The following is a 13,796-nucleotide window of genomic DNA, read 5'->3' as shown; positions in this document are numbered from 1 at the left end:
CACGTGAATGCGGCTGGAACGATTGATCTGAGTCATCATGTTGTTTGAAGCATTCATTCAGACGGCTCATTTTCGCCAAGATGTATTCATAGAATTCATATTTGAGTTTATCAATGTTCTCATTTTGCCGGTGATGTTGATAGCGTATTGCGCGATTTAACGTCTTGTTTGCATCGTAGTGCCATTGGAGTGAAGTCGACGATGCACGAACTGATCGTGGAAGCTATACACAAGCATGCTCACGAGTTTGATGACTGATTGCATGCTGGCTCGGACATCATTGCCCGGGCTGTATCTCTTTGTTTGATTGGAATATCTCAGCTCGATCTCAGGAAAAGGCAGGATCAAATGATGATGTCATCCCTTAAGATAGATATAGAAAAGTCACGCATTGGTGAGCTCGATATGTTGAAGCGGGGCCTGTCTCTTGTCAGTGCCTGGATCAGTCTCTTTTTCATCACGGCTGCCTGTAATAACTCGACTCGGCTGGGGGCTCCCAGTGCGGGGGATCCTTCTCAGCAGAGTCGTGGCTCAGATCGTTCGGCTCAGAGCAGTCGCCCCAAGGTGCTGACGACCTTCACGATCCTCGCTGACATGGCCCGCAATGTTGCTGGCGACAGGCTGCAGGTGGAGTCCATCACCAAGCCCGGGGCGGAGATTCATGGTTATGAATTCACGCCCAGCGATATCGAGCGCGCTGCCGGTGCCGATCTGATTCTTGAAAACGGACTCGGTCTTGAACTCTGGGCCAGGCGTTTCACGGAAGCGGCCGGTGATGTGCCCTCGGTGACGCTCACTGATGGCATTGAACCGCTCTTGATCGGAGAGGACGCCTACTCCGGTCGCCCCAATCCGCATGCCTGGATGTCTCCCAAAGCTGCCCAGCATTACGTCGACCGCTTGGTGGAGGCTTTTTCGACGCTTGATCCCGAGGGTGCGCAGCAATACGAGGCCAATGCAGAGGCATACAAAGGTCGTCTTCAGGAACTGGATGCGGAGCTGCGCAAGAGCTTGAAGGTTCTGCCTGCTGGTCAGCGCCTGCTCGTGACCTGTGAAGGCGCTTTCAGTTATCTGGCGCGCGATTACGACCTTGAAGAGGCCTATCTCTGGCCCGTCAACGCCGAAAGTCAGATCTCACCACGTCGGATGGGCCGGTTGATTGAACGGGTGAAGCGAGATCAGGTCCCTGCTGTGTTCTGTGAAACCACTGTCAGTGACAAGGCCCAGCGCGAGGTTGCCAGGGCATCTGGCAGTCGTTTCGGCGGCAGTTTTTATGTTGATTCCTTGTCGGATCGCAACGGTCCTGCCGCCACCCTGCTTGATCTGCAGCGCCACAATGTGAAACTCATTCGAGCAGGGCTGGGTTCCGCCGCCGATCCAAAGCCATGAAGATTCGGATCGCAGCCGATCAGCTCTGCGTTGATTACAACGGCTCTGTTGCGCTTTACGACGCGTCGCTGACGCTGCCTGCCGGCTGCATCTGCGGAATGGTGGGGATGAACGGAGCTGGCAAAACCACCCTGTTCAAGGCACTCACCGGCTTTGTTCGTCCGTCCCGGGGACAGATCCGCATTAACGGACTCAAGGTGGCTGAAGCTCAGCGGGAGCAAGCTGTGGCCTATGTCCCCCAGAGCGAGGGTATCGATTGCGATTTTCCTGTGTCTGTCTGGGATGTGGTGATGATGGGCCGCTATGGCTCGATGAATCTGTTGCGCATTCCTCGCCAGTCCGATCGCCTGGCGGTCCGTAATGCGCTCGAGCGGGTGGAACTGCTGGATTTGAGAGATCGCCCCCTTTCTTCGTTGTCCGGTGGTCAGCGCAAGCGAGCTTTTCTGGCCAGGGCGATTGCCCAGAGAGCTTCTGTGCTGCTGCTCGATGAGCCCTTCAGTGGCGTTGATGTACGCACTGAAAAGCTGATGGCGGAATTGTTTCTGCAATTGCGTAAGCAGTCCTGTTCGATCCTGATCTCGACCCATGACCTCAGTCATGTGCGTGATTTCTGTGATGTGGTGGTGCTGATCAATAAGACCGTGCTGGCCTACGGAGAAACATCGGAGGTCTTCACTCCGGAAAATCTCTCGCAGGCCTTTGGTGGTCTTCCACCTGATGTGCTGCGGGGGCAGACCCAGTGATCTTCACTGTCTGCCGAATGGCCTGTTTGCTGAAACAGCGCAGGGATCAGAGGGGGCACAACATTGCCTGACGTCCTGCTAGAGCCTCTGCGTCATGACTTCATGGTGCGAGCGCTGATGATCAGTGCACTTGTTGGCGGAGTCTGCGGTCTGCTCTCCTGCTACATGACGCTGAAGGGATGGGCCCTGATGGGCGATGCCGTATCCCATGCCGTTCTTCCCGGTGTGGTGTTGGCCTACGCCCTGGGATTGCCTTTTTCCTTGGGAGCCTTTGTGTTCGGTGTGGGATCGGTGGCCACCATCGGTTTCGTGAAGCAGAAGTCGCGCATCAAGGAAGACACGGTGATCGGCCTTGTTTTCACAGGCTTCTTCGCTCTTGGTTTGGTGCTGGTCTCCAAGACGCGCAGCAATATCGATCTCACTCAGATTCTGTTCGGCAACGTGCTGGGGATTTCCGCGGCTGATATCCAGCAGACCTGGATGATCTGCCTCGTCGTTGTTGCGCTGCTGCTGCTGTTCCGACGTGATTTGCTGCTGTTTTGCTTCGATCCCACCCATGCCCGCTCGATCGGGATCAACACCGGTTTCCTCCATTACCTGCTGCTGTCGGTGTTGTCGCTTGCGGCGGTCGCCGGCCTGCAAACCGTTGGCATCATCCTTGTGGTGGCCATGTTGGTGACACCGGGTGCGACGGCTTATCTGCTGACTGATCGCTTTGATCGCATGACCTGGCTGGCGATCGGCAGCAGTGTGCTGTCCAGTCTTCTGGGCGTTTATCTCAGCTACTGGACCGACAGCTCCACGGCTGGCTGCATCGTTCTGGTTCAGACCGGTCTTTTCCTGCTGGCATTCCTGTTGGCGCCGCGTCACGGAATCCTCTGCAGACCGTCCTCCTGAGGCTCGGCCCCGATTGTTTACGCATCAACGCGCTTTAGCTAAGTAGCGCTTAGTGACGACACTTTCCATGACTTTGTTGCGACGTTCATCAGTTGCCGCTGCCGCTGTTGCGGTCTCATCCCTTATTTGTGCGCAGGTTCAGGCCAAGCCTGTGGTTCAGGTGTTCAATACTGCAATTACTGAAGCTGAAGTCAATCAAATCCAACAAGGTTGGTGCGATGCTTTGTTGGCTATCAGTGCCGCTTATCAGAACGGTGGTTATGACGCGGCCAAAGCCAAGGCTGCTGCCGTGATCGACACGGCGTATGCCTACAACTACGGGCCTGTGGCGTTTAAGCCCACCTATGCCACAGGACCAGATACGTTCCGCACAACCAGGGATGGGGCTCTGGCTTACTTCGTGGGACCCGACCCTTCGATCCCCCTCTTCCGCGACAAGAAGCTGGGATTCGCCACCTATCGCCACTGGGTCAAGTGCGAGATCAAAGACGAAGTGGTGCAGCTCTTTGGTAACACTGCGAACACCATGGGGCAGGTGATCGTCACTGATGCCGAAGGACAGACGGCGGCTCCTGAGAAAACCTGGACGTTCATCCGTGAAATGGATGGCTCGGTTCGCATCGTGCTGCATCACTCCTCAGCACCATTTGATGCCCGCTAGTTCGTAAAGGGGTGCACAAAGGCTGGGCTGATGTTGGAGAATGGGACAAACACATCTGCGTTGTCCAGCCTGATGCTCCTCTCCAACCGATCCGTCGTTCGGGGTTCCCTGGCCGCACTGGCCGCACTCACGCTCGTGGGAGCACAATCGGCCCGGGCCCACCATGTCCCTGGCGACGACCACACCGGCACCCTGCTGTCTGGTCAGTCCACCAGTACGGCCCAGGGCAAGAAAGCCATGTTCAGCACCCAAGCTGAGGCTGAAGCCGCTGCCCCAGGCTTCAATTGCACAGGGGCTCACAAGATGGGCAACCAGTGGATGCCTTGTTCATCGCATGGCCACGGCGCTCACTGATTGTGCTGACCGGCTCAGGCCATCAAAGCAGTGATGGTCGGAGCCGGCTTGGTCGGTAGCTGAGCAGAAATTTCTGATCTTCGGCTCTCACCGCCGTGATGCAGTCGTCTTCTGTATTCCAGATCCAGACCTGTTGCGGGGCCTGATCTGTGTGTTTGATTGTTGTGCTCACGGGAGACCCATATCGGGTTCTGAGCCCTGCCAGCACTTCTGTCATTGAATTGCTGGGCAAGCTGTACACCAGTTGTTCAAGCCCTTGGCTGCCAAAGCGCAGATCCAACTGCTCAACTGGGATTTCACCGATGTGCTGGTCGCTGACTCGATAGATAGCTGAGGAATCCTCGTCCAGGGAACGGGCTGTTTCCAGAGAAACTTCCAGACGCTGTTCAACGGTGGAGCTGTCCATGCCCCACTTCAAACCTGGAATGCAGGCCATGGCTTCTGCGGGAGCCCAGAGCACTGCGGCTGCAATCAGCAAACTCAGCACCCACTGCAGCGAGCGTCGCACCATGAATTCCAAGACGACGTCTTTCTTCGGACGTTAGTGGTGATGGATGCGGATGTCTGTTCTCTGCTTCTGGTTCACCTGCCAAGCAGAGTGATGTCGACATCGCTGAAGTTGCTTCCTACGTTGAACAGCAAATAACAAACGGTTGGAGCTGAAGTGCTCAGGGCTGAATGACGCGTGTCGCAACCGGTTGGGCCATCTTCCAAGGCCTGCTGATCGAGGCACTTCCCTTTTTGATGTTGGGAGTCACCATCGCCGGCCTCGCTCGCTGGCTGGTTCCCCAGTCGGCCTGGGTTCGTCGTCTGCCACGAAATCCCCTGCTCGCGCCAATCGTTGGAGCCTTGCTCGGGTTTGCGCTCCCAGCCTGTGAATGCGGCAATGTGCCGGTGGCTCGTCGCCTCCTGGCCAGCGGCGCTCCTCTTGGCACGGGATTCGGCTTTCTTTTCGCTGCGCCGGTTCTCAACCCCATTGTTCTGGCCAGTACCTGGGCGGCATTTCCAGATCAAACCTGGTTGCTTTGGGCCAGGCCTGCTGGGGCATTTGTGATTGCACTGGCTTTGAGTGCTCTGCTGGGGCTGATTCCTGAATCCCGTCTGCTTCAGGGTGCACTGCTGGAAGAGCGCAGGCTCAGTCAGCCCCTGTCGAGCATCGGGTTGCTCGAGCGCCGCACAGGACTGGTCGGAGCAGGTCCGGCCAAGCCTGCAATGCCAGCCCAATCAACGGCCCTTTTGCCGCGTGAGCTTCTCTTCCACAGCACCCGGGAATTCCTCAGCCTGCTCACGTTGTTGGTGCTCGGTAGTGCTTTGGCCGCCGTGGTGCAAACCTGGCTGCCGCGCAGTTGGCTGCTGGCACTTGGTAGTGCGCCGACGCTCTCGGTGCTTGCGTTGATGCTGCTGGCGTTGGTGGTCTCGGTGTGTTCGAGTGTGGACGCTTTTCTGGCACTGGGTTTTGCCGCCCAGGTCACGCCAGGAGCATTACTGGCTTTCCTGTTGCTTGGACCGGTCGTTGATCTCAAACTGGCCGGATTGTTCACCGTTCTGCTCACGCCACGAGCCATTGCAATCACAGCGCTGTCTGCATCACTGATGGTTTTGCTGATTGGCCAGTGGGTGAATCTGATTCAGCTCTGATGTGGTGTCTGCTGCGATGAGATCCTTGCGTCACCTGCGTCGGGCAGCTGTTCTCCCCCCTCTGGTGCTCACGCTCTGGGGATGGGTGCTGGTGTGGAGCAGCCTGTCTTCCCGGTTGGATCTGCTGCTGAATGCGGCCTTTCACCCGGTGGTCGCCGTTGCCGGTGTGGTGCTGATGCTGGTTGGACTGATCCAGCTGCGGCTGGCTGGTCGACGTCGACTGCCTGTTGCTCCACTCGGCTGGCTGTTCTCCGCAGCAGTGGCGTTGTTGATCTTGCTTCTGCCTCCCCGACCATCGTTCAGTGACCTTGCCGCGAGCCGTCCGGACAGTCTTCCGGCGGCACCGAGTCTGAGTTTTTTCCTGCCTCCGGAGCAGCGCACACTGACGGAGTGGGTGCGGCTGCTTCGCAGTCAACCCGACCCGGAGTTGCATGCAGGAGATCCGGTGCGGATCAGTGGTTTTGTTCTGGATCGACCTGGTGAACCCTTGCAGTTGGCTCGCTTGACGGTGCGTTGCTGCCTCGCGGATGCAACGCCAGCCGGCCTGCCCGTGGACTGGCCAGCTGAGGCGAATCCTCAGGCGGACCAATGGTTTTCGATCGAGGGGACGATGATTGTGCAGGAGCGGAATGGGGTTCCGGTCAGTGTGGTGAAGCCGACTCAGATGACACTGATACCAAGGCCTGAGCGCCCGCTCGAGCCATGACCACGCAGGCCTCATCGGCAAGGCCGCGGCTGTTGCTTGGAAGCCTTGCGGCTCTGGCCGGACTGGCTGTTGTGCAGCAACAGATCCTGCTGCGACGACCACCTTGGCTTCAATCCGTGGCCATTCAGCCCCTGCGCTCCGGAGCCGCTGCGCTGGATGTGATCTTCAGCAGACCGATGGATCGCGACACCGTCGCAGCCAGTTCATTGGCTCCGGATCTTCCTCACAGCTGGTTTGGTCGACAGGATCGTCTGCGGCTTCTGGTGGACTCCGGCCAACCGATTAGGGGGCCTCTGCGTCTGGAACTGCTTGGTCAGGATCTGCGGCAGTTGCCCCTCAAGAAGCAAATGGTCTGGTGGAATCCCAGGCCCCACCTGCTTGCGGTGGTGCCCAGCGGAGAGGGAGAACGCTTGAAGCTGCGCCTGCGAGACGGACGATGGCAGTCGCTTGCACCGGTCCAGCAACGCATTCTGCAGATTGAACCCCTGGGCAATGGCTCTGGTGTTGCACTGGTCAGCGACGACAGTGAGGCACGGCAGCGGGTGCTGCTGCGTCAACTGGATCAACAGGCTCTGAGCATCCATGAGCAAGGTCTTGGTGATCCAGTGCTGGGCAGCCTTGAGGAGCTGGAGTCCGGAGACTCGGGATCGCTGCTGTTTGCTCATCTGAGTAGCAATCAACTGGGTGAATTGCTGGTTCAGCTCGGGGGGTTTGAGCCAGATAGTGATCGCGTCTGGATTCAATCCAGAGGCAAAGCACGCCGGCTCCTGGATTTGAAGGCCAGTGGTCCTCTGCGTCTGCTCCCTGATGGCAACGGACTGGTGTTGCCGTCTTACGACGGTTTGGAGTTGCTGCCCTTCAATCCTTCCTTGGATGGAGGATCAAGGCAGTCACTGCCTGGAAGTCGGGAGGTGAAAGCCTTCTGCTCCGGCTCCGGGCGTGCTCTGCTGGTGCGTCACTGGCCTGACTACCGCCGATCCCTGGAGCTGGTGATTCCGGCCCGGCCTCCAAAGCAGGTTTGGCTGGGTGAGGCGGGGGTGATGGCGGCGGCCTGCGATAACGGTGGCGAGCGCCTCTGGCTGGTGTTGCGGGAAGCCGGCCTGCGTACCGAGGACGTGCTCCTGCAGCTCGACAGCGAAGGGCAAGAGATCAGTCGACGCTCCCTGGGGCCATGGCGTTTGAGCTCAGGGTCGGAACTCGACTACGACCCGGTGAGTGATCAATTGCTGACTGTGGTTCAGAAGCCTGCGGCTGACAACGGACGGATTGCTTTGATCTCCGGCAGCACACTCAACCTTGAGGTGCTGGAGCAACCGGCGGTGCTGGCGCGTTGGCTGCCGGCCGGAGGAGTATTGACTGACTTTTCAAAGCCATCTCGATAAGTTGGCTGAGAATCGTTCTCACTGCCCATGAGGGTGCCACCCCTCGTTGCGCAAGGTCTATCCGTCGCCTATGGCAACCGAGTTGTTCTTGATGATGTGTCGCTGACACTGGAAGCCGGAACGCTGACGGCGCTGGTCGGCGCCAACGGAGCTGGTAAATCCACCTTGCTGCATTTGCTGCAGGGCCGGCTGATTCCCTCTGCGGGAATGGTTGCTTGCGATGGAATGCCGATTCAGAGCTGCCGTGATCGGGTGGTGCTGATGCCACAGCGTGGTCGGATCGACTGGTCTTTCCCCATCACCGTGCGTGAGTTTGTCGCTCTTGGAGCGATGGGGAACAGTTCATTTGGATGTTGCGACCGGGAAGCGGCATTGCAGCGTGTTGGTCTGGAATCGCTGGCGACGCGTCGCTTGGATGCGTTGTCGGGAGGACAGCAGCAACGGGCGTTGTTGGCACGCACCTTGGTGCAGCCGTCGCGAGTTCTGTTGTTGGATGAACCTTGCGCTGCGATTGATCCGCCTTCCCGGGGGCAGTTGATTGCCCTGATGCGTCAACTGGCTGATGCGGGGCAGACCTTGTTGGTCAGCAACCATGACTGGGGCTCAGCTCTTGATTTGTATGACCGAGTGATTGTGCTGGATGGACGTGTCGTGGCTGATGGCGCTCCGCAGCAGGTGCGCAGCATGCTCGGCAGCAATCTTGCTGTGCAGGAGTCATTCCATGAGTGAACTCGATCTCTGGTTGGTTCCTTTGTTGATGGCATTGCTGATTGGGGTGCTCTGTCCCATCACCGGCACGTTGCTGGTGACGCAACGGCGCGTTTTGCAAGCGAATCTGATTTCCCATGCTGTTTTGCCAGGCGTTGCCATCGCAGTGGCCTTTGGTGTGGACCCTGCCATTGGCGGGGTGCTCAGTGGTCTGCTTGGGTCACTGGCGGCTGAGCGCATGCAGCGAGGGCAACCGGCTGGACAGGAAGCTGTGATCAACACGGTGCTGGCCGGTTTTCTCGGTCTCGGTGTGCTCTTGATTCCTGTGCTCAACATTCGCCTTGATTTGGAAGCGCTTCTGTTCGGCGATTTGCTGATCGTCGACTGGTCAGATCTGTACAGAGTTCTTGTAGCTGCTGCCGCGATGGCCCTGTTGCTTCTGACCCGCTACCGACAGCTTGTGTTTCTGGGTGTTGATCCAGAGGGTGCCCAGGCTTCCGGATTGCCGGTCCGCGGTTTGCAACTGGTTCAGGCACTGGTCACCTCCATGGTGATCGTGAGCGCCATGGCTGCTGTGGGGGTGATTCTGGTGATTGGCCTGTTGTGCGCACCGGTGCTCCCTGGTCTCTGGAGGGTGAGCAGCTTGCGTGCCGCAATGCTTCAGTCGGCGCTGGTGGGCCTGGGCCTCAGTGCCGTGGGCTTCTTGTTAGCTGTTCCGCTCAATCTTCCACCGGGCCCCCTGATCGGCGTTGTTTGCATGGTTTTGCTCTGCCTGCCCAAGTTGCGACCAGCCCATTCAGCCTGACTTGCATGATGAATGAGAATGATTATCATTTCCGAAGATATTTTGTCGCATCTTGCCTTTCCCTTTCGTCACGGCAGCAGCAGGAACCCTGCTAGCTGCTGCGTCCTCAGCCCCAACGGTTGTTGCAGTTGACGGCGTTCTTTGCGACATCACCAAGAAGCTGGTGGCTGATCAGGCCCGCGTGATTTGCTTAATCCCGCCGGGGTCAGACCCGCACACCATGGCCCTCAGGCCTGCTGATCGCAGCAATCTCAGCAAGGCCAAGCTTGTGCTGCTGAACGGTTACAACCTCACTCCCGCGCTGAAGGGTGTCAAAGCCGGCGGCCCGGTTGTGTCCGTTGGTGAAATAGCTGTTCCCAGTAATCCCTTGAACGATCCGCATCTCTGGCATGACCCTGCGATCGCGGCGTCCATGACCAATGCGGTTGCGGTCAAGCTCAAGCCTGTGTTCAACGGAACTCAGGACGCAGCGATCGATCAACGCAGGGCTGCCATGGATTCAGTGCTGGGTTCGCTCGGAACCTGGACGGGCCAGCAGATTCAGACCGTGCCTGCTGAACAGCGCGTTCTGATTACAGGACACCGCGCCTATTCCTTCTTGGCACGTCGGTTCGGCATTCGCGAACTTCCTGTCATTGATGAATATGCCACCGGCGGCCGCATGCGCCCCTCCAGCCTGAGTGCCATCAGTAAGGCGATCAAGAAGTCAGGAACCAAGGTGATCTTCCCCGAAGCATTGCCCCCCTCCAAGACGATGCGCCGGATCAGCAAGGCCAGTGGCGTTCCCCTCGCCAGCAAGCCTTTGTTTGCAGATGGCCAGGCTCCAGGGAAGAGTCTTGTCCAAACAGCAACAGGCAACATCTGCACGTTCGTTGTTGCCCAGGGCGGACGTTGTGATGAAAACGGTGCAGCTCAGCTTCAGGAGCGTTGGGCCTCAATTCGCTGACTTTTTGTTTTTCTATTTTTCTAATCTTTCAATCCAATGATCTTTTCTCGTCTTTCGTTTCTGAATGCCGCTGCTGGGCTTGCCTTGTTGCTGGCTGGTGATGCTGCAATCCGCGGGGTCCATGCCCATGGCGGCCATGGTGGTGGTGAACAATTGCCAGCTGGTGAATCTCGTGTTATCCCCACGATTACGATTGAGGGACATGGAGGTTTCGAAACTAATTTAAATGGTGATCCTTCGCATTATGCAATTGATGGCCAGTTCGGTTATGTCTTTGAGTGGGGACTTCCAAATAATGGTACTTTTGCTATTGAAGCTACTGTTGGTCCGGCTGGTGTTTGGGGCGAAGCAGAACATTTTTATGGGACAGTTCACCTCGAAGAAGAGCATGCTCACGAAGAAGAGGAAGAAGGGCATGAGGAAGAAGAACATGGTCATAGCCATGGAAGTGGAGCTGATTGGAAAAGAACAGACGTCAGGGGATATTTTGCGGCTCGATATCAACCGAACGATCGGTTGTCTTTCCAGCTTTCTTGGATGCCCTACTACGTCACAGGTAAAGGTGAACACTATGGTGAGGGTCTGAAGAATGAGGTTGGCGCTAATGTGACTTATGCATTCGGCGATGGTGATGTGAACTTCGCTTTAGGTGACGGCCTCGAAGATGTGATTGATGGTGTCTTCATTTCCCTTGAAAATCGTACTGGTTGGGAATCTGATGGCACTTATATCGGTAATTACACTGATCTTTGGCCTGGTTTTGGTTTTAATGTTGATCAGTTGAATATCACACTTTCAGGTGGTCCTCGTTTCTATTCACCTGGTAGTTACTCAGGTCTTTCTTCCCGCACTGACTGGGGTGGAGAAATAGAGGCTGAATACCCAATTACGGACCAAATTGCTGTATTTGCCCATTGGAAGCCTATCTACAGTTCAGAAAACTGGAGTGATGAAGGTGGCAAAGGGTGGAACCATCATGCCGGCACAGGCGTGAGCTTCTCGTTCTGATATTCAGCGGGTTGTCTACCCATCGCTTGGGTTAGGCAACCTTCTCCAGTTTGTGGCGCTGCATCAATGCCCTATTCAGACATCATCTGAATAGGGCTATTCTATTTTTGGGGCAATATTCTGATTCAACTCTTGTCGAGTCATTGATCAAGATCAATTAAACAGTATATGGTTTTTGACTTGTTTGTTTTTTATTTTTTCTCTGCAATCTCAACTGACTTTTTTGATTTGCATCCACATGATTGTGCTGATATCGATCTTGATCAGGGTTTCCAGGTGTTCTTGAGTTAAGGCTCTGGCATCATTTTCTCGACCCTGGAGTGTGAGCTTTGAAAGTTGACCCATGCACCAGTTCTGTAATGCAGCTGCCTGTGCTCTGCGGCATCTGAGATGACAATGTTCAGGCAGATCCATTGCGCTGGATTCAGTGCAAGTTGTCTACTTGTGCGAATGAATCGGTATGGATTCAAGCTCAACACCCGCACGTAGCGAAATGCACCGCAGCACTGTTCCGGTATCAAATGTGTGAAATTGATTTTGTTGATTGAGCGTTTTTTTGTGTTGCTGTTGTGAGTTGTTGATCGTCATTCTGATTGCAGTTAGGCAGCTTCTGAGCATGCCTTGCGTCAATGCTTCGTTGCCAGGTTCATTGCTGGTAAGTGCAGGGCTCGAGGACTGGCCTGGAGAGCTTTACAGGATGCTGCGCTCATGACTTTGAGCAGCGACTGAGCTGACGTCGTTGCTGAGGGATCTGCTGAGGATGCTGCTGATGCTGATTTGCAGACGTGTGAAGGTCGTATGTAACGAGGTGCTACGGCTGATCGACGGCTTCTGGTTCGGAGCTCATTCGTCTTGCTCATAACTTTTCGACGGTCGCTCTTATTGCGGTCTTTGCAGCTGCACAGTGGGATCTGGTCGGTTGCGCTGGTGCCATCTGTACCTCGCAGGCCACGTCTTGTTGACCCCCCAGGTAGCAAATGGCTCAAAGGAACCCCCTACTGCTTCTGAGAATCGCTTGCATGAAGGCAAGTTTTGCTTCTAGAGTCGAGATCGATTCTCAATAGCAGGACGTTATCCGTCCATGACTCTCTCGGCTTACCGGTTTCTCCCCGATGCTCCCGTGGCATTGATGACGATGCCTCGCCACCAGACCGTGTTGATCGACCCGGCTTCTGCTGGCCAAGGCAGCATTCTTGAGGTCCATGAAGGCTTCTGCCGTGTGTACTGCCCCTGTGAAGAAACAGAGGGCATGACTCTGGCTTTCCTTCAAGCAGGTGATCGCCTGAGGACTGATCGCCTTTGCAGCGAAGGCATCTGCGTCGAAGCTCTCACTGATCTTCGTCTCGCCCGCAGCGTTTCCTCCGACGATGAAGTCGGCATGGACGCAGTGAACGAGTGGACGTTGCAGCTTCTGCGCATCCGTCACCTCGGACAGGCTGAGCAGAGACTTCATGCTCTCTTCGCTCTGTTGGTCAATCGTCTTGGTAAGCGCTGCAGCGATTGCTTCCAGTTGCCTTTCCGTTTGACCCATGACCGCCTCGGAGAGCTGATTGGAGCCACGCGTGTCACCACGACCCGTCAGGTCTCCAAGTGGAGAAATGTGGATCAGATGAATTGTTCAGGTGGTGAATTCACCATGAACTTCTCGATCGACATGATCAGCACCGCACCTCTGACCCATCTCTGATGGCTGTGATTCACCGCCAGGGCAGCACTCTCATGGCAGCGCTCTGTCGTGAAGCAGAGCGCTGCTCAAGGCGGAGCCTCCAGATCACTCAACAGTGTGATTTTTGCCTGAATCAGACACTGCTCAAGCGATTGCGCTCTGAGCAGTGTCTGATTGCCCTACGCCTCGAGCAACTGCAACAGCTGATTGCAGGGATGGATCGCGAGTCTGTCGTTGATCCGCTGGCATTGGATTTCGCCAGTGAAGTTGCCCGGCGGGCGATTGTCAAAACACGCTCTTTGGCGAACTGACTACTGAAGTGGGCAGGGTGCGCGACACCTTCCCTCAGTTCGTTGTCGATGACCAGTACGGCGGCAGCCTGACCATCAGCGAACTTGGTCCGACCGAGCAGATGGGCTGCTTCATGTTCAGCTTTGATCTGTCCTTCCACCATTGGTTCAAGGAACACGGTGCTGCGTGTGTCGCCAACACGTTCTGCTGCCATCAGCAGTTGTTGGAGCGACGTTGTCACGTCCCGTTCCGTCAGGAATGCGGTGCGCATCACGTCAAGGACCGATTCCCAGGATTGATCCGGAGCTTCAAGGGCATGCAGTTCGGGTGTTTGTGCCCTGGCAATCAGGTACTCAGCAACTTTGGCTGCGTGCTCTTGTTCTCCTTTTGCCTCTTCGTTGAAGTGTTGGGAGAAGCCGCGTAATTCCCGTTCTCCCATCCAAATGGCAGCGCCAAAATAGGTCGCATGGGCCTGGCGCTCCATGTTGAAGTGGGCCTGAAAGCCCTCCAGCAACGACGGATCCATTGGCTCCGCCATGGCCCGACCGGCAGGGCTAACTGGGAGTTGAACGTGCTTGGAGGGGTCTGAAATCATCACAACG

At 56.3% G+C, this 13,796-nt stretch carries 15 protein-coding genes; 13 read left to right on the top strand and 2 right to left on the bottom strand.

Annotated features, from left to right (window positions below):
* Nucleotides 1-405: 405 nt before the first annotated feature.
* The 5 genes from SynMITS9220_RS07710 (at nt 406) to SynMITS9220_RS07690 (ending at nt 4,044) form a co-directional block, all read left to right on the top strand.
* Nucleotides 406-1,389 carry a metal ABC transporter substrate-binding protein gene (locus SynMITS9220_RS07710; RefSeq protein WP_186988367.1) on the top strand — a complete coding sequence of 328 codons (984 nt, stop codon included), beginning with the start codon at nt 406-408 and terminating at the stop codon, nt 1,387-1,389.
* 2 nt (nt 1,390-1,391) lie between these two features.
* Nucleotides 1,392-2,132 (top strand): metal ABC transporter ATP-binding protein, encoded by a 741-nt coding sequence (locus SynMITS9220_RS07705; RefSeq protein ID WP_186992003.1) that lies wholly within the window; start codon nt 1,392-1,394, stop codon nt 2,130-2,132.
* 102 nt (nt 2,133-2,234) lie between these two features.
* The gene (locus tag SynMITS9220_RS07700; protein WP_067098433.1) at nt 2,235-3,029 is read left to right on the top strand and encodes a metal ABC transporter permease; all 795 of its coding nucleotides are present in this window, start codon (nt 2,235-2,237) and stop codon (nt 3,027-3,029) included.
* Between the two features lie 67 nt (nt 3,030-3,096).
* Nucleotides 3,097-3,690 (top strand): hypothetical protein, encoded by a 594-nt coding sequence (locus SynMITS9220_RS07695; protein ID WP_370594324.1) that lies wholly within the window; start codon nt 3,097-3,099, stop codon nt 3,688-3,690.
* A gap of 72 nt (nt 3,691-3,762) precedes the next feature.
* Nucleotides 3,763-4,044, top strand: a complete 282-nt coding sequence (locus SynMITS9220_RS07690; RefSeq protein WP_186988365.1) for a DUF3721 domain-containing protein — start codon at nt 3,763-3,765, stop codon at nt 4,042-4,044.
* 22 nt (nt 4,045-4,066) lie between these two features.
* Here the strand turns inward: SynMITS9220_RS07690 and SynMITS9220_RS07685 are convergent, their stop codons facing one another.
* The gene (locus tag SynMITS9220_RS07685; RefSeq protein WP_186988362.1) at nt 4,067-4,555 is read right to left on the bottom strand and encodes a hypothetical protein; all 489 of its coding nucleotides are present in this window, start codon (nt 4,553-4,555) and stop codon (nt 4,067-4,069) included.
* A gap of 167 nt (nt 4,556-4,722) precedes the next feature.
* On the opposite strand from SynMITS9220_RS07685, the gene SynMITS9220_RS07680 reads away from it, so the two are divergent.
* From SynMITS9220_RS07680 to SynMITS9220_RS07645, 8 genes are all read left to right on the top strand, one after another.
* Nucleotides 4,723-5,682 carry a permease gene (locus tag SynMITS9220_RS07680; RefSeq protein WP_186988360.1) on the top strand — a complete coding sequence of 320 codons (960 nt, stop codon included), beginning with the start codon at nt 4,723-4,725 and terminating at the stop codon, nt 5,680-5,682.
* 16 nt (nt 5,683-5,698) lie between these two features.
* On the top strand, nt 5,699-6,388 hold the full coding sequence (locus SynMITS9220_RS07675; RefSeq protein ID WP_186988358.1) for a TIGR03943 family protein: 690 nt from the start codon (nt 5,699-5,701) through the stop codon (nt 6,386-6,388).
* A complete protein-coding gene (locus SynMITS9220_RS07670) occupies nt 6,385-7,770 on the top strand; it encodes a hypothetical protein (protein ID WP_186988356.1) in 1,386 nt (461 codons plus the stop codon). The genes SynMITS9220_RS07675 and SynMITS9220_RS07670 overlap by 4 nt, the downstream gene beginning before the upstream one ends.
* A 27-nt stretch (nt 7,771-7,797) precedes the next feature.
* Nucleotides 7,798-8,499, top strand: a complete 702-nt coding sequence (locus SynMITS9220_RS07665) for a metal ABC transporter ATP-binding protein (RefSeq protein WP_186988354.1) — start codon at nt 7,798-7,800, stop codon at nt 8,497-8,499.
* On the top strand, nt 8,492-9,283 hold the full coding sequence (locus SynMITS9220_RS07660; protein ID WP_115126708.1) for a metal ABC transporter permease: 792 nt from the start codon (nt 8,492-8,494) through the stop codon (nt 9,281-9,283). The genes SynMITS9220_RS07665 and SynMITS9220_RS07660 overlap by 8 nt, the downstream gene beginning before the upstream one ends.
* 52 nt (nt 9,284-9,335) lie before the next feature.
* On the top strand, nt 9,336-10,229 hold the full coding sequence (locus SynMITS9220_RS07655) for a metal ABC transporter substrate-binding protein (protein ID WP_186988352.1): 894 nt from the start codon (nt 9,336-9,338) through the stop codon (nt 10,227-10,229).
* Nucleotides 10,230-10,265: 36 nt separating this feature from the next.
* Nucleotides 10,266-11,237, top strand: a complete 972-nt coding sequence (locus tag SynMITS9220_RS07650; RefSeq protein WP_186988350.1) for a hypothetical protein — start codon at nt 10,266-10,268, stop codon at nt 11,235-11,237.
* A 1,081-nt stretch (nt 11,238-12,318) separates the two neighbouring features.
* Complete coding sequence (locus tag SynMITS9220_RS07645) at nt 12,319-12,924, top strand: Crp/Fnr family transcriptional regulator (RefSeq protein ID WP_114992061.1); 606 nt, start codon at nt 12,319-12,321, stop codon at nt 12,922-12,924.
* 112 nt (nt 12,925-13,036) lie between these two features.
* Here the strand turns inward: SynMITS9220_RS07645 and SynMITS9220_RS07640 are convergent, their stop codons facing one another.
* Nucleotides 13,037-13,732: a ferritin gene (locus SynMITS9220_RS07640; RefSeq protein ID WP_186988348.1), complete on the bottom strand. Its 696-nt coding sequence runs from the start codon at nt 13,730-13,732 to the stop codon at nt 13,037-13,039.
* Nucleotides 13,733-13,796: the final 64 nt, after the last annotated feature.

Source organism: Synechococcus sp. MIT S9220, from assembly GCF_014304815.1.
GTDB lineage: Bacteria > Cyanobacteriota > Cyanobacteriia > PCC-6307 > Cyanobiaceae > Synechococcus_C.
Note: the sequence above shows the minus strand (reverse complement) of the source record. Positions and strands in the feature narration are given on the sequence as shown.